The organism is Hymenobacter profundi, from assembly GCF_019334315.1.
Taxonomy (GTDB): domain Bacteria; phylum Bacteroidota; class Bacteroidia; order Cytophagales; family Hymenobacteraceae; genus Hymenobacter; species Hymenobacter profundi.
In genome coordinates this window covers 1-25,691 of sequence record NZ_JAHWGL010000036.1, presented here as the reverse complement: position 1 = coordinate 25,691, position 25,691 = coordinate 1, and the positions used below count along the sequence as shown (strand labels likewise).

Genomic DNA, 25,691 nt, shown 5'->3' with positions numbered 1-25,691 from the left:
CAGAGAGAGTAAGATCATGCGAGAATTCCGTATCTGGATAGGGTTGGGTCTAGCTTTAATTGGCTGTCAGAAGCAAGAGGCTGACCCAACAAAGAAAGTCATGTACGAAGGCCCAATGATGGAAACCACCAACGTGCTGACCTTCGTTAGCGACTCGGCCAAGCTCCAAGTGAAGCTGACTGCGCCACTACAGCAGCAGTTTGAGTCGGGCGATGTGGTGTACCCCAAAAGCGTGAAACTGCTGTTCTACAGCAAGAATGGCCAAACGGTGGTTAATACTATCACCGGCGATTACGGCAAGCAGGAAAAGAGCAAGGGCCTATACTCTTTGCGCGGCCATGTACGGGTGAAAAACGAACCCAAGCAGCAGACCCTGCAAACCGAGGAACTGTTCTACGACCAGCAACGGTTGCTGATCTACACGAAGCCCGAGATGTACGTGCACATCGAAACCCCCACGGATACAGTAGACGGCTACGGCTTAGAGGCCGACCAGAATTTCACAACTTACAAGTTGAAGAAAGTAACAGGAAAATTCAGCAACGTCACCGAAACGACTACCCCCTAATTTATGGCTTTTCGATTTGATAAGTCGCTGGGGCGGACGGTGTTGTTTTCGGTGGCCGTGGTATCGTTCATCATTGCAGTCTACCAAACTATTCTGCAAAACAGCATTGGAAAAAACTACACCCTGTATATGGTGTCGTTTGTGTGCGTGATGTGGTTTCGCTACCTGGGGCTGGATACTAAAACAGCTGCCAAGGATACGCCGGTGCCCCGTTCTGGTACTGCGACTAAAGCCGGTGCGAAACCAGCCGCAAACCGGCCGAAAGGCAAACGACGCAAATAGGGTAGCTTCTTTTCTGTTAGCAAATGTGGCATTTATGGTGCTGAATGTCACAGAAATGCGCCTTTCCTACCCCACCACTGGCAGGTAGCTTTGAATGTCGGGCGGATTCTGGTTATTTTGCGCCTCTTTCTCCTTTTTATACGGTGCTTTTTTTCAAGTAAATGGCTTTAATTAACACGATTCGGGAAAAATCCGGCTGGGCCGTTGGCACGGTAGCCATCGGTATGCTGCTCTTCATCGTGGGCGGTGACCTGGTAGGTGGAAACAACCGTTTGTTCGGTGGCAACAATACGACCGTGGGCGAGGTAGCCGGCGAGAAAGTAGAATTGGCCGATTTTCAGAATACCCTAGAGCAGCAGAAAGAAGCCTTTGCCGCCCAGCAAGGTCGTCAGCCCGACGAGCAAGTGATGGGCTACCTGCGCGACCAGGCCTGGAACCTGACCATCTACCGCATTGCTTTCCAAAAGGAGTTTGAAAAGCTGGGCCTGAAAGTGTCTGATGATGAGGTGGTAGATATGGTGCAGGGCAAAAACATCAGCCCCAGCATCCGCCAAGCCTTCACCAATCCGCAAACCGGCCAGTTCGACCGAGCCAAGCTGCTCGACTACCTGCGCAACCTCGACAAGCTGCCCCCACAGGCCCGTGCTGCCTTCGAAAATTTCGAAGCCAACCTGCCCATTGAGCGCATGGCCAACAAGTACAACAACCTGATGAAGCTCTCGACTTACGTGACCAGCGCGGAAGCCAAGAACTACCTCACTAACCAAGGCACTACTGCCAACGCCCGCTACCTGCTAGTGCCGTACTACACAGTATCGGATTCGTCGGTGAAGGTGACGGATGCTGAGTTGCAGGCCTACCTCGACAAGCACAAGAGCCGCTACAAAGTGGAGCAAGGCCGTAGCATCGAGTACGTGACCATTCCGGTGGCGGCTTCGGTAGAGGACAGCAGCGCCGTGCGCAGCACTATCGACCAGTTGGCTACCCAGTTCCAGAGTGCGCCCAACGACTCGCTGTTCGTAAAGCTAAATTCCGATCAGCCCTACAACGGGGCCTACCTCTCGCCAGCCGATCTGCCCGAGAAACTGCGCGAAAACCTACCCCTGACCGTGGGTCAAGTATATGGCCCCTACGCTGAGAATGGCGTGTATTCGCTGTTTAAAGTAACCGGTGAGAAAAAAGGCGAGCAGGCTGCGGCCCGCGCCAGCCACATCCTCATCAAGCCCGAAGGCACTACCCCAGAAGCAAAAGCCGCCGCGAAAGCCAAGGCGCAGGACATCCTGAACAAAATCAAAGGCGGTGCTGATTTCGCCGCTATGGCCCGCCAATACGGCACCGATGGTACCACGGCCACTGGCGGCGACCTAGGCTGGTTCTCGCAGGGCCGTATGGTACCCGAGTTCGAGAAAGCTGTGTTTGGTACTACCTCGAAAGGGTTGCTGCCGGCTCCGGTAGAAACGTCGTTTGGCTACCACATCATCAAAATCACTCAGCCCAAAACCTATCAGACCTACCAGGTGGCGGCGGTGCAAAAAGCCATTGTGCCCACCGATGCTACCCGCGACGCTGCCTACCAGCGCGCCCAGGACCTGAAAGGTCAGATTACGGATGTAGAGTCGTTCCGCAAGGCCGTGGCCGCCGATAAGTCGTTGCAGAAGCAAGAGGCGCAAGGCTTGGGCACTGCCGACCGCAGCGTGAACAACTTGCAAAACGCCCGCGAGCTGGTGCGTTGGGCTTACTATGGCAACAACGGTAAAGAAACCAAGGTAGGCGACGTATCGGAAGTGTTCGACATAGGTGACCAGTACGTTATTGCTGTGCTCACCGGCACCCGTAGCAAAGGCACCGCCGATATTGCCAGCATCCGCCCCGAGCTGACGGCGCAGGTACGCAACGATATGAAAGCGGAGCAGATCATCAACAAGCTGAAAGGCAAAACCGGCACGCTAGAGCAACTGGCGGCTGCCTATGGTCCTTCGGCCCAGGTGAAAACCGCCGATAACGTGGTATTAGGTTCGGGTGTGCTGCCCGGCCTGGGTGCCGAGCCAGCTGCTGTTGGCAAGATTTTCGGCCTGAAAACTGGTCAGAAATCGGCGCCCATCCAAGGCGAGCAGGGTGTGCTCATCGTGGAGCCTACTGCCATCAACGCGCCTGCCGCTGCCGGCGATGTAGCCGCTACCCGCAAGCAGATCACCGAGCAGCGTACCGCCCGCGCCGACGGCTTGCTTTACGAGGCTGTGAAAGCCAACGCCAACGTGAAAGATGATCGGGTGAAATTCCCGAGCCTGTAAGCCCTACCTCCGTACAGGCATCTATCTTAGAAAAGGCCACTCCGCAAGAGTGGCCTTTTCATTTGTAGGCAGGTGGCAGCCAACGGGTTTTTGTGGCTATCTTGAAATGATTCTGGGCGATGAGCCGTTCAGAAAGTTGAGTGGTGGGTAGGGGACTATTAGCATTTATACTGATAACCAGCAACTCGCAACTCGCACCTACTAATTACGACCGTATGCGCTTCTCTCGTCGTTTGCTGCCCGTTCTGATTTCGTTGCTGCCCGTGGCTCCGCTAACGGCCCAAACCATGTTAGGGGGCGACGTAGCACTGGCGAAGGAATACGCACGCAAAGGCGAAAACGAGAAGGCCGCTTTTCTATTTGGTCGCCTACCCACGGCCGAGCAGCAGCGCCCCGATGTGCTGCCCGATTACTTAAATACACTCCAGGCGCTGCACAATTACAAAGAGGCAGAGAAAGTAGCCCGCAAAGCCGCCAAACAGCATGCCGCCGAACCGGTATACACAGTGCTGCTGGGAGAAGTATACACTGCCGCAGGCGACCAAACCGCCGCCACCAAACAATACGAACAGACCCTGACGCGCCTAACCAGCGAGCAAATCATACCGGTTGCAACGGAGTTTATGCGCCGTCAACAGCCAGAATGGGCCGAGAAGACCTACCTGCGAGGCAGAGAACTAACAAAGAACGACGCGGAATTTGCGCCCCAGCTTATTCAGCTTTACACCCAAGGTGGGCAAACAGAGCAGCTAATGGCCGAAACGTTGCGCTTGGTGCAACAGGACGGACGCCAGTTGCCCTTTGTGCGCAACATGCTGCAAAATTCGCTACGGGAAGAAAAAGACTTCGAGGCCCTCGAAAAGCAGCTACTCAGTAACGTGCAGAAGTACCCAGACCAGCCCGTATACAGTGAGCTGCTGCTGTGGCTACAGGTACAGCGCCACGATTTTGTGGGGGCGCTGGTACAGGCCAAGGCCCTCGACCGTCGGGAGCGGACCAACGGCAGCCGTGTGCTGGAGGTGGCTGCTATTGCCCAGCACAACCACGATTACGAAAGTGCCATTGCCGGCTACCAGTACGTGCTGCGTGAGTACAAAGGTGGCCCGCTCTACGCTATTTCGCGACAGCGGCTGGTAGAAGCCCGGGAGGAGCAGGTGCGCACCACCTACCCCGTGGAACCAGCCAAGATTCAGGGGCTAATAGGCGAGTACGAGCAGGTGTTACAAGAGCTGGGCCGCACACCCGAAACGGCTTCCATTCTAACGAATATGGCCGAGCTGTATGCTTTTCAGCTTGATGATAAGCCACGAGCCATCCAGCTGTTGCAGGAAGTAATTGCCATGCCCCGCGCCAACCCGACCACAGTGGCCGATGCCAAGATTAATCTGGCTGATATCTACTTGCTGCGCGGCGAGCCGTGGGAGGCCACCTTGCTCTACTCCCAGGTAGAGAAGGACCACAAGGACTCGCCCATCGGCTACGAGGCCAAGCTCCGCAACGCCCGTCTTAGTTACTACGCCGCCGACTTCAAGTTAGCCCAGAGTCACTTAGATATTCTCAAGCAGGCCACCAGCCGCGAAATAGCCAACGATGCCATGCAGCTCAGCCTGCTCATCTCTGATAATACCGCCATGGATACCGCCGGCATAGCCCTGCGCGACTATGCGGCCATTGAGTTACTGGTGTTTCAGAATAAGTTGGCAGAGGCCAGCCGCGGCCTTTCGGTGCTGGTGTCCAAGTACCCTGGTCACGCCCTCACAGATGAGGCGTGGTACCTGCAAGGTCAGCTTCAGCGCCGCATGGGCGACTACCCGGCTGCCGTGGCTACGCTCGCCAAAATTACATCGAATCCCAAATATGATGTGCTGAGTGATGACGCTATGTTTCTGATGGCTAGTATCTATGAGGAAAACCTCAAAGAACAAGACAAAGCCAAAGAACTGTATAATCAGTTGCTGGTGAAATATCCGGGTAGTATTTACGTGGCGGAGGCCCGCAAGCGTTTTCGAGCGTTGCGTGGCGATGGCGTTTAGGAAATTACAAGATCAGCTCTCGCTTAACTCCTTTTCAACTCATCTAACTCTGTGTGAAGTCGTCGTTGGTGCCAAGTGGTTTTTCTGCACGGAGTTAGAGGCGTTGAAAAAGGAGTTAAAAGAAATAAGAATAGTGCGGTAGGGTAGGAAAGATGGAAGGTTAGCGGAACTATTCATCCTCCAAAACGCAACATTCAACATTTCCACAGCGGTTTTCTTCTTACTTTTGAAGATACTGCCCCCTGCTGTCAACCCCGCCCCGTATGGAAAAAAGATGGATTCGTAAGTCTTCGCCAGACCCCGCCAACGTTCGGCAGTTGGCGGATGCTTTGCGCGTTAACGAAGCCATTATCAGCCTGCTGTGCCAGCGGGGCGTGTGCACGTTTGAGGAAGCCAAAGCATACTTTCGCCCTTCACTCGCCGATCTGCCTGATCCGCTGCTCATGCGCGATATGGACCGCGCTGTGCGGCGTCTCACGCAAGCACTGCACGCGGGGGAGAAAGTATTGGTGTTTGGCGATTACGACGTAGACGGCACCACTTCCGTGGCCGTGGTATATTCCTACCTGCGGCAGTTCTTCGGCCCCGAGCGCATCGACTACTATATCCCCGACCGCTATAAGGAAGGCTACGGCGTATCCGATGCGGGTATTGACTATGCTGCCGAACACGGCTATGCCCTCATCATTGCCCTCGACTGTGGGGTAAAGGCCGTAGAGAAGGTAGGTGACGCAACGGCTAAGGGCGTCGATTTTATTATTTGTGACCACCACTTGCCTGGCGAGTCGCTGCCGCAGGCTGTGGCCGTGCTGGACCCCAAGCGCGCCGATTGTCCCTACCCTTTCAAGGAGTTGTCGGGCTGTGGGGTAGGGTTCAAGTTGATGCAGGCCTTTGCTCAAGACCAGGGGCTGGATGAGGCGCCCTTGCACGAGCTGCTGGACTTGGTGGCCGTGAGTATTGCGGCCGACATTGTGCCCATTTATGGTGAAAACCGGATGTTGGCCTACCACGGCCTGCGCCTGCTCAACGACCCCGAGCGGCCCCAGCGCCCCGGCCTCGATGCCCTGCGGGAGCTGGCGGGCCTACGCTTTGGGTTGAATATCAGTAGTCTAGTGTTTGGCTTTGCGCCGCGCATCAATGCGGCCGGTCGTATGGGCGATGCCAAGCGCTCGGTGGCCATGCTGCTAGCCGAAACCAAGGAAGATGCCATTGCCCGCGCCGGCGTGGTCGACAAAACAAATCAAGAGCGCCGTGGCTTCGATACCAGCATCACGAAAGAGGCGCTGGAGATGATTGAGAACGATAGCCGCCTGCTGAACGCCCGCTCTACGGTGCTGTACAAAGAAGATTGGCATAAAGGGGTAGTAGGGATTGTGGCCTCGCGCTGCCTCGATAAGTACTACCGCCCTACCATTATTCTCACCCAAAGCAACGGCAAGGCCACCGGTTCGGCCCGCTCCGTAGCGGGGTTTGATGTGCACCAGGCCATTGAGGAATGTGCCGATTTGCTGGAGCAGTTTGGCGGCCACATGTACGCCGCCGGCCTCACGCTGGCCGTCGACAAAGTACCTGAATTTCAGGAGCGGTTTGAGCAGGTAGTAGCCCGCCGCATCCTGCCGGAGCAGCTGATTCCGCCCGTTGAAATCGACAGCGAGCTGCAACTGACGGATATTACCAACGGCTTCTACCGGTTGCTGAGCCAGATGGAGCCGTTTGGTCCCGGCAATCCCAACCCCGTATTCGAGTCGCGGGGCGTGTATGCCGCCCCAGACTCTGCCCGTATTGTTGGCAATTCTCACCTTAAGGTAGCCCTCACCCAGGATGGCTACCACGTAGTAGACGCCATCGGTTTTGGCCTAGGCGAATACTACGAGCAAATGCGTCAAGGTGAACCGTTCAGTGTGTGCTATAACGTGGAAATGAACGAGTACCGGGGCACCCGCACACTGCAATTGCGCCTGAAGGATATTCGGTGGGAATAAGAGGGTAGCTAGTTTGTCGCAGCGGGTAATACGTAATTTTTTCCGTCGAAAACAAGGTATCCCTCGCGCATATACAAGCCCTTGTGTCTGGGTTTGTAAATATTGGTTTTCGTAGTAGGGCTCTTCGGAATAGAAACCTTTAACCACGTAACAGTGCCATTAAGGCGACGCTCGTTGAGCAGTATTTGATTTGCTTGTCGAACTTGATAACGTTCTTCTACAACGCCTGTGCGCCGACGAATTGTGGTATGTCTCCAGCTCCAAAGGCTCTCTGCTTCCGAAATATCACTCGACATGGCACGTTTAACCTTTGGGCTTGCGCCTTTCAGTACATGACGCCGCCCAGCTCGTTTGATAGTAGGTTTAAAGGTGGCTGAATTGAGGGTTGCCTGCTGTTGCAGTTGGGTAGCCTGTTGAAATAGCGTGTCGCGGGCGGCGGTGGCTTGGATAGAATCGGTGATTAGTTGCGCTTGGGCAGTACCAGCCGAAAAGAATAAACCAACTGCGGCCCCAAGGCAATAACGGGTAAAAGGCATAGAATACAGGCTATAAATGAAAAGGTGCCCGAAAGTAAGGGCACCTTTTCATTTATCCTACGGCAGTTTTGCGGTGGTTATCGGGTCACTCGTTGCCGCCAAGCATCAAGGCTCCACTCGCCAGCACCGGCAAACGCCAAGAATAGAAATACGAAGCAATACAATACCGCCAACTCGCCCTGGTTTTGGATGGGTAGGGGCGCTTGCGGCGCGTGAGCCATGAAATAGGCTACAGCCATCAGGCCCGACGAAATGAATGCCACGGGTCGTGTGAACAAACCTAGAATAAGCAGCAGGCCGCCCAGCGCCTCTAGCACACCAGCTAAGCCCATAAGCGAGAAAATTTCAGCCGCGCCGTGCTCACCGGCCGGAAAGTTGAACAGCTTCTGCGTACCGTGCAGCATGAACATAAAGCCCGCTACGATGCGCAGAATGCTCAGCAAACGGGGCATCCATGTAACGGAGTAAGTAGGAGTAGTAGTTGCCATATGAAAAGGAGTGAATGAAAGAAGTAACGCACGTTAGCGCGCAACGTTGCCAGTAAGGCGCGGCTGCGGACTCGCAAACTGCCACGCCCACCCAATGAGCACCAGTTGCAAGGGTAGGCGTGCCCATACCATCCAGGCAGGCAGCCGAAACAGCTCGTCGTTGTGGCGGGCCATATACACGTTGGCCGGAAATACAGCTAGCAGTAGCAGAATCAGTCCCCAGGCGGCTGGGCGACGCGTGGCTGATAGCAGCAGGCCCAGGCCGCCCGCCAGCTCGGCCACGCCACTCACGTACACCAGCGTGAGGGGCACAGGTAGATAAGGCGGAACAATCTTCGCGTAGACCTTCGGCTTCACGAAGTGCATAATGCCGGCCCCCGCGTAGAGCAGGGCCATCAGGGAAAGGCTAAGAGTACGGCTACGGCGCGACATACAAAACAGGTAGGAGGGTAGGGTAGGAACGCAGGCCGCCCCAGCCAGGTTTTGGGTAGGGCAATGTGTACCTTGGCTCATTCGTTGCCTGTGCGGGTGTTCTATCTTCCTCCTCCTTTATGAAATTTGCTTCCCTGGCTCTGTTGATGGGGCTGACCACGGGTGTTGCTTTTGCCCAACAGCCTGCCGGTTACCAGATCACGCTCGATTTGCAACAGGTTGCCAACGACCGGATAAAAGTGGTGGTGCAGCCGCCTACCCTCACCGAGAACCAGGCCACGTACATCATGCCCTCTGTGATACCAGGGTCGTACTCGCGCAAGGACTACGGCCGCTTCGTGTCCGGCTTCACGGCGCTGGATGCCAAGGGGCGTAAGCTGAAAGTGAAGCATCCTTCGCCCAACCTGTTCGTCATCGACAACGCTCGCACGCTGGCCCGCCTCGAATACTACGTAGACGATACCTGGGACGCCCGCCAGGACGACAACTTTATCTTCCAGCCCGGCGGGACCAACTTCGAGGCCGGCCGCGACTTCGTGCTCAATCACTATGGCCTTTACGGCTACTTCGATGGGCAAAAGATGATGCCCTACCAGCTCACCGTTCGCAAACCCGCCGACCTCTACGGCGCCACCGCCCTACCCAAGCAAAGCCCCTCGGCCACCGAGGATGTGTACACGGCTCCCAGCTACGTCACGCTTTCCGATGGTCCCATCCTCTACAGCCGGCCCGATACGGCCAGCTTTGCGGCAGGCGGCGCGCGCATAGGCGTGTCGGTAGTATCGGAGAGCGGGGTGGTGAAAGCCGCGCAAATCCAGGAAATAATGCGGCCGATGGCCGAAGCATTGGCGCAGTATTTTGGCGGGGAGATGCCGGTAGAGCACTACGAGTTTCTGCTGTATTTCCCTGGGTTGAATTCGCCTTTGAACAGCAAAAACGGTGGCTACGGCGCCATGGAGCATTCCTACTCCTCGGTCTATTTTCTACCCGAAATTCCTGACCCAGACCGCGTAAAAAGCATGGTGCAGGAGGTGGCCTCGCACGAGTTTCTGCACATGCTGGCTCCGCTGAACATTCACAGCCGCGAAATAGGAGAGTTTGATTTCCGTGACCCCCAGATGTCGCAGCACTTGTGGCTCTACGAGGGCGTGACCGAGTACATTGCCCAACTAGTGCAGGTGCGCGGCGGTCTGAATACGCCCGACGAGTTTCGTCAGCACATCAAGCAGAAAATCGACAACGCGGAGAAGTACCCCAACGTGTCGTTTACTACTATGAGCCGGCAGATTCTGGACGCGCCCTACAAAGACATGTACCAGAACGTGTACGAAAAGGGCGCGCTCATCGGCTTCCTGCTCGATATTCGGTTGCAGGAGCTGAGCCAGGGCCGTCAGAGCTTGCGCGACGTGCTCCTGACGCTGCGCCAGAAATACGGCCCTACCCGTTCCTTCGAGGACAAAGACCTGATTCCGGAGTTCGTGGCTCTTACTAATCCGCAGATGCAGGATTTCTTTGACCGTTACGTTATCGGTAACGAGCCGCTACCCTATGCCGAGTATTTCCAGAAGATAGGCTGGCACTATGCCGCCACAGAGGAAGGCAAAACGCTTGCCTTCGGCAATATCGGCTTCAGCTACGACAGCGCCCGCGAGCAGTTCAAAGCCGCTCAAACCAAAGCCGCCGAAAACGCTTTTGGCTTGGAGGGAGGCGACATCATTGTGGCCGTAAACAACCAACCGGTGACGATGGCCAACGCCGAGCAGCTGCTCCGGCCGTTGGTAGAGCCTACCTCCGATGAGCCCGTTACCGTTCGTTTTCAAGCATCGGCCGCTGCCAAACTCAAGGAGCGGACGGCCACGCCTCGCACCTTCGACGTAAAGCTGCACAACGTGCTGCGGGTAGACCCCGCTGCCACACCCGCCCAAGTGGCGTTGCGCACGCAAGTGCTGAAGCCATTGAGCCAGTAAATCACCATTTTTGCCGTATGATTCTTCGCGCCGAGCACTTATTCAAGAAATACAAAGCCCGCACCGTGGTCAACGACATGTCGTTGCACGTGGAGCAGGGCGAGATTGTGGGCTTGCTGGGACCAAACGGCGCCGGCAAAACCACCTCGTTCTACATGACGGTAGGCATGGTGAAGCCCAACGCCGGCAAGGTGTTTCTGGATGATGAGGAAATCACGAAGCTGCCCATCTACCAGCGCGCCCGCCGGGGTATTGGCTATTTGGCGCAGGAAGCCTCCGTGTTCCGGGACTTAACGGTAGAGGAAAACATCCTGTCGGTGCTGGAAATGACTGGTCAGCCCAAACAAGCCCAGCGCGACAAGGTGGAAGAGTTGCTGAATGAGTTCAGCCTCACACATGTGCGCAAAAACCTGGGCCGCGTGCTTAGCGGCGGCGAGCGGCGTCGCACCGAAATTGCCCGCGCCCTGGCCGTCGACCCTAAATTTGTGTTGCTGGATGAGCCCTTTGCCGGTGTCGACCCCATTGCCGTAGAGGAAATCCAAGGCATTGTGGCCAAGCTCAAGCATAAGAACATCGGCATCCTCATCACCGACCACAACGTAAACGAGACGCTCAGCATTGTAGACCGCGCCTACCTACTCTTCGAGGGCAAGCTCTTAAAAGCCGGCACCGCCGAGGAGCTAGCCGCTGACGAAATGGTGCGCCGGGTGTACCTGGGCAAGCATTTCGAGTTGAAAAGAAAGATATAAGTAGGTTTACCGTAGTGGGTGAGGTAGGCCTCAGGTTAACGCACGTTTATTAATTTGCCCGCCGTGTTAAATTCTATCCTCTCTTGGGCTGTACAGCGGCGTTTGGGCGATATCGTGCAGTTTCGGGACCACCCGCACGAGGCGCAGGCGCAAGTGTATCGCACGCTCTTGCGCACGGCCCGCGATACAGAATGGGGTAGGAAATATGGTTTCGGTGACGCGATAACCGCCGCTGACTTTGCCCAACGAGTACCTATCAATACCTACGAGGAGCTTTATCCGGAGCTGGAGCGCGTGCTACGCGGCGAGGCCGATGTGCTGTGGCCCGGCCGGGTGCAGTGGTTTGCCAAGAGCAGTGGCACCACCAACGCCCGCAGCAAGTACATTCCTGTCACCCGCGAGTCGTTGCAGGAGGGCCACTACCGCGCCGGCCGCGACATGACCGCATTAGCTACCTACCACTACCCTGAGTGCAAGGTGCTAGGCGGCAAAACGCTGTCGTTGGGGGGGACGCATGCACCCAATCCGTTTCGCTCCGCTGAGCCCGACTCGCGTGTTGGCGACGTGTCGGCGGTGATTATGCAGAACTTACCCGCCTGGGCCGAATACATCCGCACGCCACCGCTGGAGCTGGCCCTGTTAGACGAGTGGGAGGAAAAAATAGAGCGTATTGCCCGCCATGTGCTCACTCAGGATGTAACCGTACTGGCCGGCGTGCCTACCTGGATGATTGTGCTGCTGCGCCGGGTAGTAGAACTGGCGGGTGTCGCCAACATCACGGAAGTATGGCCCAACCTGAGCTTATTTCTGCATGGCGCGGTGGCCTTTGGACCCTACCGTGAGCTGTTTCGACAGTTGATTCCGCGGGAGCAAATGCACTACCTCGAAATCTACAATGCCTCCGAAGGCTACTTGGCGTTGCAGGACGAGCCCAACTCAGAAGACCTACTGCTCCTGCTCGACCACGGCATCTATTATGAGTTCCTACCCCTCGATCAGCTAGGGCAGGAGCATCCGCAGGCCTGCACATTGGAGAAGGTGGAAATAGGACCGCGCTACGCTCTCATTATCAGTACCAATGCGGGCTTGTGGCGCTACAACATCGGCGATACGGTGCGCTTTACCAGCTTGGCGCCCTACCGTATTCGCATTACGGGCCGCACCAAGCACTTCCTCAATGCCTTTGGCGAAGAGGTAGTAATAGAAAACGCCGACGCGGCCATTGCAGCCGCCTGCCAAGTCACTGGCGCTACGGTGCGCGATTTCACGGCTGCGCCCATTTATTTCAGTAACACCGATACCTCGCGGGGCGGTCATCAGTGGCTAGTGGAGTTCAACGTACAGCCCACAAGTCTAGAACAGTTTGTGGCCGTACTGGATGATACACTCCGTCAGCTCAACTCTGATTATGACGCCAAGCGCCACCGCAACTTGGCATTGGAGCGCCCCATGCTAACAGTAGCACCACTCGGCACGTTCGAGCAGTGGCTGGCTAGTAAGGGTAAACTAGGTGGCCAGCACAAAGTACCGCGCCTCAGCAACTCCCGCGAACTGTTGGAAGAAATACTACGACTGCTACCAGAGGAGATAGTATAACTAATAATTTAGTTGTAAGTTAACGGAGTCATTACCAGTCACTCTATTACTTACATACTATGCGTTATACTTCTTCTTTCGGCCTACCTCTGTTAGTAGGCCTAAGCTTATCGGCTTGCACGGCTGTGCACAAACCTGTTGGATTTTGGTCGCGCAATCGTTACAACGCGAAACTGGAGCGACAAGGGCCGTGGCGCATCTACTACGATGAAACCGAGCGGCATCTAGCTGCCAAAGGGCGCTTTCGGCGCAACTACGAGCGGGGGCGCTGGCGCTACTATAGCTTCAACGGGCAGCGGGAAAAATGGGAACTGTATCACCGACAGCCCGGCGGCTTAATTTCTATCCGCCACTACGATTTAACGGGCAAGATCCAACGGCAGGGACAGGCCCGTTACGTCAACGAGCCCGACGGGCCGCATTTCTATTGGTTTGGTCCGTGGCGCTATTTTGATGCGCAAGGCAAAATGGTAAAAATAGAAACGTATGAAGGCGGTACTCGAATTAGTAGCGACTCTGTAGCGGGAAAATAGGGTATGGCCCCGCTTTTGCATAATTACTTAACAGTGAATATCGTGTACGCAATCCAACTCGTCGGTAAGGAGCGTATGTTAGTCGATTTTACGAAGAAACTTTTTAGAACAAAACCTACATTAGGAATACCACGCGCTAACCTCCCCCGCCCATGTCCGCTACCCTCAGTTCCGCTGATTCTGCGTCCTCATCGTCCCGCTCCCGTCAACGGGGGGTGTATACCCGCCGCAAACGCCGTCGAGCTTTCTCTTTTCTGCCACGACTGGGCAACAAAGCGGTAGTAGGGGTACTAGGTGCCCTAGGAGCGGCGTTTGTCGTGAGTGTGGTGATTATTGTGGTTAACTTGCTGGGGTAGGCGGCCAAAGTAGTATTACTCATCCAGCAAGCTGCCAAACAGGCCACCGCTTTCCTTTGTAGTATTGCTGCCAGCCGGCGCCAACGCCTGAATCAGCTTCTTCACGGGCATCGATTGCAACCACACGCGGCCTGTGCCACGTAGTGTGGCCAGCAACAGTCCTTCGCCTCCAAAGATCATGGAGCGCAGGCCGCCGGCCCGCGTAATACTGAAATCAATACCTGGCTCAAAAGCTACCACACAGCCTGTATCTACGCGTAGCAGTTCATTGGTGAGGTGCTTTTCAATGATAGTGCCACCGGCGTGCACAAAGGCTTTGCCGTCGCCGGTTAGCTTTTGCAGAATAAAGCCCTCCCCGCCAAAGAAACCGGTCCCCAGTTTCTGATTGAAATGAATGCTAATCTTGGTGCCCCGCGCTGCTGCTAGAAAGCCGTCTTTCTGTACAATCAATCCCTGCGGCAGGGTGCCAAGATCAACGGGAATAATGGTGCCAGGGTAGGGTGCCGAAAAGGCTACTTTGCTTTTGCCGTAGCCTCCCCGGTGGGTGAAGTGCGTCATGAACAACGACTCGCCCGTGAGCAAGCGCGTGCCTGCCGAAAACAGCTTGCCCAGCACGCTCTGGTCGGGGGCCGAGCCGTCGCCCATTTTGGTTTCGAAAGCAATGCTTTCCTCCATGTACACCATGGCGCCCGCCTCGGCAATAACGGTTTCGTTCGGGTCCAGTTCTATTTCTAGAACCTGAATATCATGGCCAAGAATGCGGTAGTCGACGTCGTGTGAGTGCATAGTGGTAGGGGCAAGGAACGAGCGCAAGTATAGTACATCGACCGGTTAAATCAACCGGTTTCGTTGCTGCTATTCGTCGTCCTCGCGTCCGGTTTCGAACTCCTCCTCGTCCTCCTCGGCGGCAGGCTTGCCCTTGCGGGTAGGCTTCTTGGGCGTAGGCTTGCTAGTGCGCGCCATAAAATCTTCCTCCGATTCTTCTACCTCGGGGCTACCTTCTTCCACCGGGTAGAGGTCATCCTCGTCGTTGCCGCCAAACTGGCCGTCGCGATTCACCAGCTTCTTGTCGCGCACGTGGCGGTTCAGGAACTTGTTGATGTCCTCGATGGAATAATTGGAAGTGATTTCGCCCAGTGGGTTCACCTTGATTTCAAAGCCTTCCAGCTCTTTGTGCACCCGTGCTTTCTTATCGGGATCTGCTTTTTTCTTATTGACAGGTTTCTTGGCCATCGTCGTATTGCTTCGTAAAGAGGTCGGGGCAAGCTACATCAATGCAAAAGGCCGCCCGTAGCTAGTACGAAGCGGCCCTTGTTCAGGATGCCCTACAGCGGCAAGACTACGCAGTAGCGCGAGTGCTCAGGCGCTCTACGGCCGTCAGAATGCGTTGGCTGATTTCCTCATTGCCCAAAATATGCATGGTTTCCATCAGGTCGGGGCCGGCGGCGGCGCCCGTAACGGCCACGCGCAACGCCTGCATCACTTGGCCCAGCTTCACACCCTCGCGCTCCAGCACCTGCGTGAGTAGGGCTTTGATGGCATCGGGGGTAGAGGGGGCAGCGGTGGGTAGCTCGCGCGCAAAAGCGGCCAGCGCATTGGCAGTAGCAGCATTCCACTTCTTGCTGATCACCTGCTCGTCGTAGCTTTCTGGGGCCTGGAAGAAGTATTGTGCTTCCTGCCAGAAATCCTGTGGGAACGTCACGCGCTCCTTCATCACGCCAGCAATCTGCTCGGCCTTTTCACGAGTGCAATCCACGCCGTGCTCGTGCAGAGCATCGAGGAGATACTGCGCCAGCTCAGCGTTGGGCTTCGCGCGCAGGTACTGCTCGTTGTACCAGCGCACCTTGTGCTGGTCGAAACGGGCCGGCGACTTGCTCACGCGGTCAATAGAAAATGCCTCAATCAGCTCATCCATCGAAAACAGCTCCTGCTGCGTGCCGGGGTTCCAACCCAGGAAGGCTAGGAAGTTGATGAACGCATCGGGCAGGTAGCCACTTTCGCGGTAGCCGCTGCTCACGGTAGGCGCGCCGGTTTCGGCGTCCGTGCCATGCCACTCCAATGGAAACACTGGGAAACCCAGCCGGTCGCCGTCGCGCTTGCTGAGCTTGCCGGTGCCGTCGGGCTTGAGCAGTAGCGGCAAGTGGGCAAACTGCGGCATGGTGCTTTCCCAGCCCAGGTAGCGATACAAGAGTACGTGCAGCGGCGCCGAAGGCAGCCACTCTTCCCCCCGAATCACGTGCGTGATTTCCATCAAGTGGTCGTCTACGATATTGGCCAGATGGTAGGTAGGCATCCCATCCGACTTCATCAGTACTTTATCATCCACCGCCGAAGAGTGTACCACTACCCAACCCCTAATCAGGTCGTTAAAGCGAATTTCCTCCTTGCGCGGTACCTTCAGGCGAATCACGTAGGGAGTACCCGCGTCCAACAACTGCTTCACCTCATCCTCGGGTAGAGTAGTGGAGTTGCGCATTTGACTGCGCGTGATGGCATTGTACTGCGGATTGGGCACCTTAGCGGCCGTTAGGCGGGCGCGCATGGCATCCAGTTCCTCGGGCGTATCAAAAGCGTAATAGGCGTGGCCCGAGTCGATGAGTTGCAAGGCGTATTGCATGTACATGGGCTTCCGCTCGCTCTGGCGGTAGGGCGCGTGTGGGCCACCTTTCCAAGGGCTTTCATCTAGCTCGATACCACACCACGCCAGCGAATCCTGAATATACTGCTCGGCACCGGGCACGAAGCGGTTTTGGTCCGTATCCTCGATGCGGAGCAACATCTTGCCGCCTAGCTTGCGGGCCAGCAAATAATTATAAAGCGCAGTGCGCACGCCGCCAATGTGTAGCGGACCAGTAGGACTAGGGGCAAAGCGTACCCGTACTTCTCTTTCCATAAGAAACAACAGTTCGTAGTGCCGCCAGACAGCAGCACTACGCAAAGATACGAACGGTGAAATGGTGAGATGGTGAAATAGTGAGTTTGACGTTTGATCTACGCGGTTTGCGCAAGAAGAACTTCAAACTCACTATTTCACCATCTCACCATTTCACCGCCTAATCCCGATTGCGGGTGCTGAGGTAGAGGATGAGCCCCAGCAGCGTAACACCGCCCCGAATAAGCCAGGATACGGTAGGTCCCCATTGCTCAATCCAGGTTAGGAAAATGAATTTCAAACCCAGCAATGGCAGCACTAACGATACCAGTCCAATCAGAAACAAGCCCAGACCAAGTTCTTTCATAACTGTAAAAGAGAAAGGAGTAAAAGGATATATGTATCTTATTAATAGATAATTATACGACTTTATTATGATTCTCAACACGCATTGACAAATTGGTTGTCCTATTGAATAAGTATTTTTTCACTTACCTGACTACCATCGGTTTGGCGAGTTCGAAGCACGTAGATGCCAGGGCGCAAGTTGTGTAAGTCGGGGCCGTCCTCCGATGCTGGTCGGTGCCACAATTGTTCGCCCGCCAAGCTGTACAACGTGTGCTCGGAGGCCCGAACTGCTGTGGCTCCGGCAAAAGACTGGCAGCTAATTACTTCGCTGTATCGAACGCTACTATCGGTGTCTACCATTTTCAGCCGCAAATACACCCGTTCTACCGAGGGGGGTAGTGCCAGCGAGTACGTGCGTGCGCTGGTGCTATTGCCGGCTGCCTGCACATGGCCCACCGAGGAAAACTCTAGGCCTGTAGTGCTTTGCTGCACCTCAAAATAGCTGCTATTGAGTTCCTGAGCAGTAGTCCAGGTAGCCAGCAGCCGGGCACCTATATACTTCGATTCAAACCGGGCCAGCGTAACAGGAAGTACTGTGCCCCCACCACTACCAGTAGCACGCAGCACGCCTACGGACACCTGCTGCTGTAGCAACTTCTGCTGCCACAGCGACCATTCATCCTGCTCCATAGCTGGCGTAACGGGGTTGGGCAGGTGCGTAGTTCCGGTACAGGTAGCGCAAGAGCCGGTGCTTAGATCCTGCCGGTCTTTGTATGGGCTATTGTAGCCCCATTTTACGTACCCAATGGTGTTATTGCTGATAGTATTATTATTGAACGTCGCGGCGTCTTTTTTATAATAATTGAAAACGGCGGTGGCAGCATACGTCGCCTTCAGTTTCGTGCCGTCCGGGAGCAAGCCGTCCGTCACCATACGATTGTTGTAGAAACGAATGTGGTGACCGGCGGCAATATTCATAGCCGCGTTGCAAGTACTCACAAATTGGTTCTGATAGGCTTCTATGTAAGCAGCCGTGGTGGTGGGAGTGCTGCCATCGCCATCGGTGGTGAGGCCTGTACCGTGAAAGGACGGCTCAGTAGCAGGGTAGGGGTAAGCTCCCTCCACGTAATTGTCGTGCACTTTGATAGGGCTTTGTGCCGTGCCCGACGAGTTGTAGAAGTTGATGTTGTCCTCCACGGCACTCTCGTTGGGTTCGTTGCGGAACTCGTTGTAGCTGATATCAATGCCTGCGAGCTGTTGCACGGTATTGAGCTGCACGAAGCTGCGGGTTTCCTTACCACCGTTGCGGTAGCGCCCGTCGCAGTTCAGGCCTTGGTTATAGCGCACCGTCAGGGTCTGTTGAGCCGAGCCATTGCCGCTCCAGCGATTCACAACCATGCCGGCCGTATGCTCCATATAATTATGCTCAACGATCAGCTGTTTAGCTTGGTAAGCATCCAGAAACCGTCCACGCGTGCGATTATCAACGGTAGGCGTCAGGCCATAGCCACGACAGTTGCGTACCGTCAGATTCACGCCGCCCCCAGTTTTGATCAGGTCGCCGGCGCCTACCAGCGTGCAATCTATGAGCGTTACAGGCTCGGAGGTAGATACAATCACGCACGGCACCTTGGAGTCCAGACTGCGGTAATTGCCCGTGTACGTACCGCCACGTGTTATCACGATTGGCTCTGTATACGTAACTGCAGGTACGGTTTGCGCACGTGTGATGAAAGTAGTCACCAGGCAAAGCAAAAGGCAGTAGAAAAATCTCATACAATGCTATTAAATGGTCCTGAATTGAGAAGGGCGATTTAAGTACTGCTTAGATTTATAGCCTATATTTTGTATTGTATCAATAATCAAGATTCTCAATAAGCTTATTGTTTATGTTATATCTTATAGATTAAAGTACCTTAATATCAGTTATTTGTACTTTTTATTTCAATATTGATGCCATAATTGTACTTTATTAATACTGTCTTAATTGATGTGAGATTTGTACAAAGTGTGTAAAAGCCATTATGTAGAAATGAAATAATTATAGTATTAAAACAAGAGAGCCCCTGGTCTTGTAAGACCAGGGGCTCTCTTGTTTGCTCAGTATGAATCCGGCTGTTAACGAAGTAGTAGCTGAATACTTCTAGTGCCGGATTCTTTTAGTGAACGGCAATACAGGAAATCTCTACCTGTACATCTTTAGGCAGCCGCGACACCTCCACCGTTTCGCGGGCAGGAGCATAGCCTGCCTCGAAGTAGCTACCATACACATCATTGATGCGGCCAAAGTTGTGCAGGTCCTTCACGAAGATGCTGCACTTCACTACGTTGGTCAGGGTAAGACCCGCAGCGCTTAATACAGCTTGCAGGTTGCGCATAACTTGGTGTGTTTCGGCTGCTACGTCACCGTCGCCTACCATCTGCCCCGTTGCATCCAGCGGAATTTGTCCCGAAACATACACCGTATTGCCGGCCTGTACAGCCTGGCTATAAGGCCCAATGGGCGCGGGAGCATCGGGCGAAAAAATGACGGAATGAGCCATAGTGAAATGAATTTTTTAGAAAAATGAGTTTCAACAGCCTAAATGTAAAACAGAAAAGCCGCTCCGGGTACCGGAGCGGCTTCTTAGCAGAGTAGGGAAAATTATTCTACCGTCACAGATTTTGCCAGGTTGCGGGGCTGATCCACGTTGCAGCCACGCATAACGGCAATATGATACGAGAGTAATTGAAGCGGTACTACCGATACCAACGGCATCAACACATCGGACGTGGCGGGCACTTCAATCACGAACTCCGCCATCTGCGGAATCACCTCGTCGCCTTCGGTCACCACAGCAATGATGCGGCCTTTACGCGCCTTCACCTCCTGAATATTGGAAACTACCTTCTCATACGACTGGTCTTTGGTAGCAATAACTACCACCGGCATGTTCTCGTCGATCAGGGCGATAGGGCCGTGTTTCATCTCCGCTGCGGGGTAGCCCTCAGCATGAATGTAGCTGATCTCCTTTAGCTTAAGAGCACCTTCCAACGCTACCGGGAAGTTGTAGCCCCGGCCCAGATAAAGGAAATTGCTGGCATCTTTGAAGATTTCAGAAATCTGCTGGATTTCCGTATCCAACTGAAGCGCCTTCTCTACCTTCGCCGGAATGGTGTCCAGCTCCACCATCAACTCGCGCAGTTTGGTGTCGGTGAGGGTGCCGCGCTTGCTACCCACAATCATAGCTAGCAGCGTGAGTACTGTTACCTGGGCGGTGAAAGCCTTGGTGGAAGCTACGCCAATCTCAGGACCGGCGTGGGTGTAGGCGCCAGCATCTGTGGCGCGAGCAATGCTGCTGCCTACCACATTGCAAATACCGAAAATGGTAGCGCCCTTTGACTTGGCCAACTCAATAGCTGCCAGCGTGTCAGCCGTCTCGCCAGATTGCGAAATGGCAATTACAATATCGCGTTCCGTGAGTACCGGGTTACGGTAGCGGAACTCCGAGGCGTACTCAACCTCCACGGGGATACGCGCCAAGTCTTCCAGTAGATACTCAGCTACCAAGCCAGCGTGCCAAGAGGTACCGCAGGCTACGATAATGATACGCTGTGCGTGGATAAACTTCTGCTCGTACGCCCGTGCGCCCGCCATGTTCAGGTGGCCCGACTTTAACTCTAGGCGCCCGCGCATAGAGTCCAGAATAGAGCGAGGCTGCTCGAAGATTTCCTTTAGCATGAAGTGCTCGTAGCCACCCTTTTCAATGCTATCCAGCGCCAGTTCCAGCTTCTGAATATAGGGCGTCTGCTGCACGGCTTCTTTGGATTGTATATCCATCTTACCGTCGCGAATAACTACGATTTCGTAATCGTTCACGTACACTACTTCGTTGGTGTACTCGATAATTGGAGTAGCATCCGAAGCTAGGAAGAACTCGTTTTGACCTACGCCGATAACCAATGGCGAGCCTTTGCGAGCAGCAATCAGCTGGTTAGGAGCATCCTTGCTTAGCACTACAATAGCGTAGGCACCTACTACCTCGTGCAATGCCAAACGCACTGCTTCTTCCAGCGTACAGTCGTTTTTGCTCTGAATTTCTTCAATGAGGTTAACGAAAACTTCCGTGTCGGTATCGGAGTGAAACACGTGCCCTTGCTGCTGCAAGTGTGTTTTCAGCGATGCGTAGTTTTCAATAATGCCATTGTGGATGATAGCAATCCGCTCGGAGGTAGAATAGTGCGGGTGGGCATTTACATCATTAGGCTCACCATGAGTAGCCCAGCGGGTGTGGCCCATGCCCACTTGTGCGTGCAGATCTTTGCCAGCAATAAAGTTTTCGAGGTCGTTTACCTTACCTTTCTTCTTGTACACGCTCAACGTTCCGTTGAGCAAGGCTACGCCTGCCGAATCATATCCCCGGTATTCGAGGCGGTGCAACCCTTTTAGAATAATGGGGCAAGCCTCACGGTGCCCGATATACGCAACGATTCCGCACATAGCGTTCAGGAAAAAGCCAATAAATGGAAAGGAGAGTCGGTTGGCAAAGCGCGTGCCGAAACCGATAGTGGGCGCGGAGCCCGCCTATTGCCGGTTGGAGAAGTAAACCCGGAGCTTTATATTATTAGCATTCAGCACTGCCCGGTTTAGCGATACGTTGACGGTGGGCTGATAGGCTTTCGGCAAGGCCAAGGTAGGTGAAAACAGGAAAGCGGAAGGTAACTCTCCACCCAACTGATTCAGGAGATAAGCTTGCGTGTAGCTGGTCATCAGGATGCTATAATAAAGCGTAGAGGCATCTACACTGTATAGTGTACCTTCCGCCTGTGAGCCTGCTGCTGGAGAGGCATTAGAAGCTGCCTGGTACGACTGGCTCTGTTGATTGGCCTGATCTGCCTGTACCAAACGATTGATGGGATTCGACAAAACCGTGCGCTGCAGTATCCGGTTGTTTTCGCTGTTAGCCTCGTAGAGATACGTTTTAGTGACAGCCGCATTCTTTGTTGGGTCGTTCAATGACTGGTAACCAGGGTAGGGAAATACACTGTTGCTGAACGGCTTAACAGGCACTAATAGCTCGGCGCGGTTGATTGCTATACCAGACTGCTTGCGCAGTTCCTCCAAACCAGGAATAACCAGCTTCGTAGCCAGTCCAACACCATCCTGGATATAGGTTACCTCATTGGTAACGGCAGCAGGTACCGATTGCTTTTTGTCTGCTACCGCTGCCAGGGGGCCAGCCGCGCTGAAATCGGGTGTGATTTGCGTGAAGTAGCGAGAGTCGTTGTTCACGTTGCTGGCCATACGGTACACACGCCGGATAGAAGGACGAGCCGGGTCGTGGTAATAGACTACCAGTCTTGTATACGAAGGATCAATACTGGCAACGGCACCTACATAGTCATCTGCTGGCGCCACGGCCAAGCCGGCTACATACGCGTCGAGTTGAGCCTGCGTGAAATCCGTTTTTTGCAGCAGGGCAAACAAGCCCGTGCTGAAAGAAGAAGACTTAGCAATTCGGAAGTTCAGCGCCTGCGGAACGTTGGCCACCGTCGTAACGGTGTCGGTGGTGCTGGCCGGAGACGATGGCTGGCGTTCCCGCCGCTCCGGGCTGTAGGGAATAGTCACGTTGCTCAGTAGGGGTGTGCCCACACTCGCGCTGGTGCTGGAGTTATAGGCCACTCGCTCATCCAGCTTCTGCTGCAAACCGAACACATTGAATTGGCCAGGCTGAGTAGTGGTACCATAGGCGCGGGTATACGCCATGATAAGCGTAACCGAGTCGAGCTGTGCCCCCGCAAACGTGGCAGGCAGCGGATCGGGACTGACTTGCAGGTTGGTATACACCCGCGCCGCTGTTACGATGCCGGTATTATTGTCGCGCACCCTGCCCAACAGCATTTGGCTTGCGTTGAGGGTAGGCAGGGAGTCCCGGCGTACGGTGTACGCCATCACGGGCAGGTCGCGGTACTCGGTAGTAGTGCTAGCGCTGCCGGGCAGCTCTACGCTGATGTTGTTGGGATCTTCGCAGCCAGTTGCCATCAACAGAGCCGGTGCGGAAAGCAGGCATGCCGACCAGCGGCGCAGGGCCTTAGTTGGCCAGTTCATTATATAAATCGTAGTAAGAAGTCAGCAAATCCTGATCGGCACCCATTTGGCCAATACGGCATTTCTGCGAGTACTCGGTGAACAGCGCGTTTAGATTGTCGCTGAAATCCTCGTCCGACTTCACGACCGAATCGGCGTACTCCATGCCTACCTTGATAAAACCTCCGAAATCAGCAGATTTCAGCGCGGCCAGCATTTCGTCGTCGATGTCCAGCATCTTGGCCTTCTCAATGATGTCCTGCCCAAACTTGTGCTTGAACTCATTGTTGTAGATGGTGAAAACCGATTTGGCATCCTTGAAAATCGGGTCCTTCTTGTAAGTCGTTTTCAAGTACATCGGAATCAGGCCCGTCATCCAGTCGTTGCAGTGCACGATGTCTGGTGCCCAGCCTAATTTTTTTACCGTTTCCAGCACGCCTTTGCAGAAGAAGATAGCCCGCTCGTCATTGTCGGCGTGAAACTTATCGTTCTTATCGACTAGTACCGATTTGCGGTGAAAATAATCCTCGTTATCGATGAAATATACCTGCAACTTCGCGTTCGGAATCGACGCTACCTTAATTACCAGCGGCTTTTCCTCTTCACCCACGGCGATGTTGATGCCGGACAACCGAACCACCTCATGCAAGCGGTTTTTACGCTCGTTAATAATACCAAATCGGGGTACGAAAATGCGGATTTCCATCCCCATCTCTTGCATTCCCTGCGGCAACATGCGCAGAAACTCCGCTACCTTGGTCGTTTGCAGAAACGGGTTGATTTCCGTGGCAGCATAGAGTATTCTCAACTTAGACATAGTGGTTATGTTGGTGATTGGGAAAGGGCAACACTTTGGGATGCACAAAATTAAACATTTTTAAGCAAAATTTCAACTAATCCGGCCTGGGCATCGTAAATAGCGGGCTTTTTGTTTCATGAACATACTTTACACGGCTGCCTCCCTACTCACCCAAGTGGAGCAGTGGCGGCAGGCGGGCAAGCGCATTGGGCTGGTGCCTACCATGGGTGCCCTGCACGAAGGTCACCTGCAACTGGTGCGCGCCGCGGCGGCGGCCAACGATGTGGTAGTGGTTAGCATCTTCGTCAACCCCACCCAGTTCAACAACCCCGACGACTTCCGGCTCTACCCCCGTCTGCCCGAGGCCGACGCTGCGCTATTGAGCCCAGCGGGCTGCACGGCGTTGTTCTTACCCTCCGTGGAGGAGATGTACCCAACGCCCGCCGTATTGCGGTTTGATTTTGGTGCTCTGGAGCGGGTGATGGAAGGTGCCCACCGGCCGGGCCACTTCAATGGGGTAGCCACGGTGGTAAGCAAGCTGTTTCACTTGTGCCAGCCGCACCGCGCCTACTTCGGGCAGAAGGACTTGCAGCAGGTAGCCATCATCCAGCAGCTGGTGGCCGACTTGTCGTTTGCGTTGGAATTGGTGGTATTCCCTACCGTGCGAGAAGCGGATGGGCTGGCGATGTCATCGCGCAACCGGCGGCTCACGCCGGACGAGCGGGCCGTAGCGCCGCGCTTGTACGAAGCGTTGCGCCAAGCTGCCGATCTGGTGCAGGCCGGTGCTGAACCTACTGCCGTGCAAACCGCGGTAGCTGAGTATCTGGCGGCTACCCCTGCTATTACCTTAGAGTATATGGAGGTAGCAGACGCGCAAACCCTGCAACCCTTACCAGGGCCCTGGCAACAACAGGCCGCCGTGGCTCTGTGCCTAGCAGCGCACCTCGGTAGCGTGCGCCTGATTGATAATGTAATGGTGATGAGCTGATTGTTGATGTGATGATGGGTAGAAAGCGCCTGTCATCCTTTATCTGGCGTCCGCTTGCGAATGACCTTATACCAGTTGAACGATTGACGTAACAACGACTTGCTCACACGTGAGAAAATCCTTCGCTGCACTCAGGATGACAGACGATTGCTATTCCCTATCTCACAACCTCTCACCGCTACCTACCATTTTTCCCTTCTGTATCTTTGCAAGATATATTCCACCCGCTTTTTCACCCATGCATATCGAGGTTCTAAAGTCGAAAATTCACCGCGCCAAAGTCACGCAGGCGGAGCTACATTATGTAGGTAGCATCACTATTGACGAGGACCTGCTGGACGCGGCTAATATGGTAGAAAACGAGAAGGTGACTATCGTGAACGTGAACAACGGGGAGCGGTTTGAAACCTATACAATTCGTGGAGAGCGGGGCTCGGGCATGATATGCCTGAATGGTCCGGCCGCCCGCCGCGTAGCCGTGGGCGACATCGTGATTATCTTCTCTTACGCTCTCATCGATTTTGCAGAGGCACGCGCTCACAAGCCTACCCTCATTTTCCCCGACCAGCACAACCGGTTGAGCTGAGTGGTTGCTAACTCGATGCTATACGCTTGTCATCCTGAGCATGTGGCACATCAAGCCAGTGTCGAAGGACCTTTCTACGTGAGAACGAGTCATTACTATACTATAGCAATCGTTCTGGTCTAGCAAGGTCCTTCGACACGAGCTTGATGCGCCACATGCTCAGGATGACATTCTTTTTCTGATAATTAGTAACTCGCAACTTCTAAACGGACCCAACT

Annotated in this window: 23 protein-coding genes; 11 read left to right on the top strand and 12 right to left on the bottom strand. The window is 54.5% G+C overall.

Annotated features, from left to right (window positions below; translation table 11 throughout):
• Window positions 1-16 precede the first annotated feature (16 nt).
• The 5 genes from lptC to recJ all read left to right on the top strand — a co-directional run bounded on the left by lptC (window position 17) and on the right by recJ (window position 7,156).
• A complete protein-coding gene (gene lptC / locus KYK14_RS10440) occupies window positions 17-568 on the top strand; it encodes an LPS export ABC transporter periplasmic protein LptC (RefSeq protein WP_219158791.1) in 552 nt (183 codons plus the stop codon).
• A 3-nt stretch (window positions 569-571) separates the two neighbouring features.
• Window positions 572-850, top strand: a complete 279-nt coding sequence (locus tag KYK14_RS10435; protein ID WP_219158790.1) for a hypothetical protein — start codon at window positions 572-574, stop codon at window positions 848-850.
• Window positions 851-1,011: 161 nt separating this feature from the next.
• A complete protein-coding gene (locus tag KYK14_RS10430) occupies window positions 1,012-3,141 on the top strand; it encodes a peptidylprolyl isomerase (RefSeq protein ID WP_219158789.1) in 2,130 nt (709 codons plus the stop codon).
• 215 nt (window positions 3,142-3,356) lie between these two features.
• Window positions 3,357-5,174: a tetratricopeptide repeat protein gene (locus tag KYK14_RS10425; RefSeq protein WP_246601783.1), complete on the top strand. Its 1,818-nt coding sequence runs from the start codon at window positions 3,357-3,359 to the stop codon at window positions 5,172-5,174.
• A gap of 263 nt (window positions 5,175-5,437) precedes the next feature.
• Window positions 5,438-7,156, top strand: coding sequence for a single-stranded-DNA-specific exonuclease RecJ (recJ, locus tag KYK14_RS10420; protein ID WP_219158788.1), 1,719 nt, complete (start codon window positions 5,438-5,440; stop codon window positions 7,154-7,156).
• An 8-nt stretch (window positions 7,157-7,164) separates the two neighbouring features.
• Here recJ and KYK14_RS10415 read toward each other — a convergent pair whose 3' ends face one another.
• The 3 genes from KYK14_RS10415 to KYK14_RS10405 form a co-directional block, all read right to left on the bottom strand.
• Window positions 7,165-7,692 carry a hypothetical protein gene (locus tag KYK14_RS10415; RefSeq protein ID WP_219158787.1) on the bottom strand — a complete coding sequence of 176 codons (528 nt, stop codon included), beginning with the start codon at window positions 7,690-7,692 and terminating at the stop codon, window positions 7,165-7,167.
• Window positions 7,693-7,769: 77 nt separating this feature from the next.
• Window positions 7,770-8,180: a DoxX family protein gene (locus KYK14_RS10410; protein ID WP_246601782.1), complete on the bottom strand. Its 411-nt coding sequence runs from the start codon at window positions 8,178-8,180 to the stop codon at window positions 7,770-7,772.
• A gap of 33 nt (window positions 8,181-8,213) precedes the next feature.
• Window positions 8,214-8,693: a DoxX family protein gene (locus KYK14_RS10405; protein WP_343217083.1), complete on the bottom strand. Its 480-nt coding sequence runs from the start codon at window positions 8,691-8,693 to the stop codon at window positions 8,214-8,216.
• Window positions 8,694-8,731: 38 nt separating this feature from the next.
• Here KYK14_RS10405 and KYK14_RS10400 point away from each other — a divergent pair, with 38 nt between their 5' ends.
• Genes KYK14_RS10400 through KYK14_RS10385 form a run of 4 tightly spaced genes read left to right on the top strand, consistent with a single transcriptional unit; the run spans window position 8,732 to window position 13,457 of the window.
• Window positions 8,732-10,579: a M61 family metallopeptidase gene (locus KYK14_RS10400; protein WP_219158786.1), complete on the top strand. Its 1,848-nt coding sequence runs from the start codon at window positions 8,732-8,734 to the stop codon at window positions 10,577-10,579.
• A 17-nt stretch (window positions 10,580-10,596) separates the two neighbouring features.
• Complete coding sequence (gene lptB / locus KYK14_RS10395; RefSeq protein WP_185281871.1) at window positions 10,597-11,328, top strand: LPS export ABC transporter ATP-binding protein; 732 nt, start codon at window positions 10,597-10,599, stop codon at window positions 11,326-11,328.
• Between the two features lie 54 nt (window positions 11,329-11,382).
• Window positions 11,383-12,924: a GH3 auxin-responsive promoter family protein gene (locus KYK14_RS10390; protein WP_246601781.1), complete on the top strand. Its 1,542-nt coding sequence runs from the start codon at window positions 11,383-11,385 to the stop codon at window positions 12,922-12,924.
• A 59-nt stretch (window positions 12,925-12,983) separates the two neighbouring features.
• Window positions 12,984-13,457, top strand: coding sequence for a toxin-antitoxin system YwqK family antitoxin (locus tag KYK14_RS10385; protein ID WP_219158784.1), 474 nt, complete (start codon window positions 12,984-12,986; stop codon window positions 13,455-13,457).
• 371 nt (window positions 13,458-13,828) lie between these two features.
• Here KYK14_RS10385 and KYK14_RS10380 read toward each other — a convergent pair whose 3' ends face one another.
• The 9 genes from KYK14_RS10380 to KYK14_RS10340 all read right to left on the bottom strand — a co-directional run bounded on the left by KYK14_RS10380 (window position 13,829) and on the right by KYK14_RS10340 (window position 23,917).
• Window positions 13,829-14,599 carry a TIGR00266 family protein gene (locus tag KYK14_RS10380; protein ID WP_219158783.1) on the bottom strand — a complete coding sequence of 257 codons (771 nt, stop codon included), beginning with the start codon at window positions 14,597-14,599 and terminating at the stop codon, window positions 13,829-13,831.
• A gap of 69 nt (window positions 14,600-14,668) precedes the next feature.
• Window positions 14,669-15,046, bottom strand: coding sequence for a hypothetical protein (locus KYK14_RS10375; RefSeq protein WP_219158782.1), 378 nt, complete (start codon window positions 15,044-15,046; stop codon window positions 14,669-14,671).
• A gap of 106 nt (window positions 15,047-15,152) precedes the next feature.
• Window positions 15,153-16,706, bottom strand: coding sequence for a glutamate--tRNA ligase (gene gltX, locus KYK14_RS10370; RefSeq protein ID WP_219158781.1), 1,554 nt, complete (start codon window positions 16,704-16,706; stop codon window positions 15,153-15,155).
• 160 nt (window positions 16,707-16,866) lie between these two features.
• Complete coding sequence (locus tag KYK14_RS10365; RefSeq protein ID WP_185281877.1) at window positions 16,867-17,052, bottom strand: hypothetical protein; 186 nt, start codon at window positions 17,050-17,052, stop codon at window positions 16,867-16,869.
• A gap of 101 nt (window positions 17,053-17,153) precedes the next feature.
• Complete coding sequence (locus KYK14_RS10360) at window positions 17,154-18,716, bottom strand: hypothetical protein (RefSeq protein WP_219158780.1); 1,563 nt, start codon at window positions 18,714-18,716, stop codon at window positions 17,154-17,156.
• Window positions 18,717-19,192: 476 nt separating this feature from the next.
• Window positions 19,193-19,576, bottom strand: a complete 384-nt coding sequence (locus tag KYK14_RS10355; protein ID WP_185281879.1) for a RidA family protein — start codon at window positions 19,574-19,576, stop codon at window positions 19,193-19,195.
• A 101-nt stretch (window positions 19,577-19,677) separates the two neighbouring features.
• The gene (glmS, locus tag KYK14_RS10350) at window positions 19,678-21,513 is read right to left on the bottom strand and encodes a glutamine--fructose-6-phosphate transaminase (isomerizing) (RefSeq protein ID WP_185281880.1); all 1,836 of its coding nucleotides are present in this window, start codon (window positions 21,511-21,513) and stop codon (window positions 19,678-19,680) included.
• Window positions 21,514-21,597: 84 nt separating this feature from the next.
• Window positions 21,598-23,121, bottom strand: coding sequence for a DUF4270 family protein (locus KYK14_RS10345; protein WP_219158779.1), 1,524 nt, complete (start codon window positions 23,119-23,121; stop codon window positions 21,598-21,600).
• Window positions 23,105-23,917 carry a glycogen/starch synthase gene (locus KYK14_RS10340; protein ID WP_185281882.1) on the bottom strand — a complete coding sequence of 271 codons (813 nt, stop codon included), beginning with the start codon at window positions 23,915-23,917 and terminating at the stop codon, window positions 23,105-23,107. The genes KYK14_RS10345 and KYK14_RS10340 overlap by 17 nt, the downstream gene beginning before the upstream one ends.
• Window positions 23,918-24,035: 118 nt before the next feature.
• Here KYK14_RS10340 and panC point away from each other — a divergent pair, with 118 nt between their 5' ends.
• Window positions 24,036-24,887: a pantoate--beta-alanine ligase gene (gene panC / locus KYK14_RS10335; RefSeq protein ID WP_219158778.1), complete on the top strand. Its 852-nt coding sequence runs from the start codon at window positions 24,036-24,038 to the stop codon at window positions 24,885-24,887.
• Window positions 24,888-25,125: 238 nt separating this feature from the next.
• Complete coding sequence (panD, locus tag KYK14_RS10330; RefSeq protein WP_219158777.1) at window positions 25,126-25,473, top strand: aspartate 1-decarboxylase; 348 nt, start codon at window positions 25,126-25,128, stop codon at window positions 25,471-25,473.
• Window positions 25,474-25,691 lie beyond the last annotated feature (218 nt).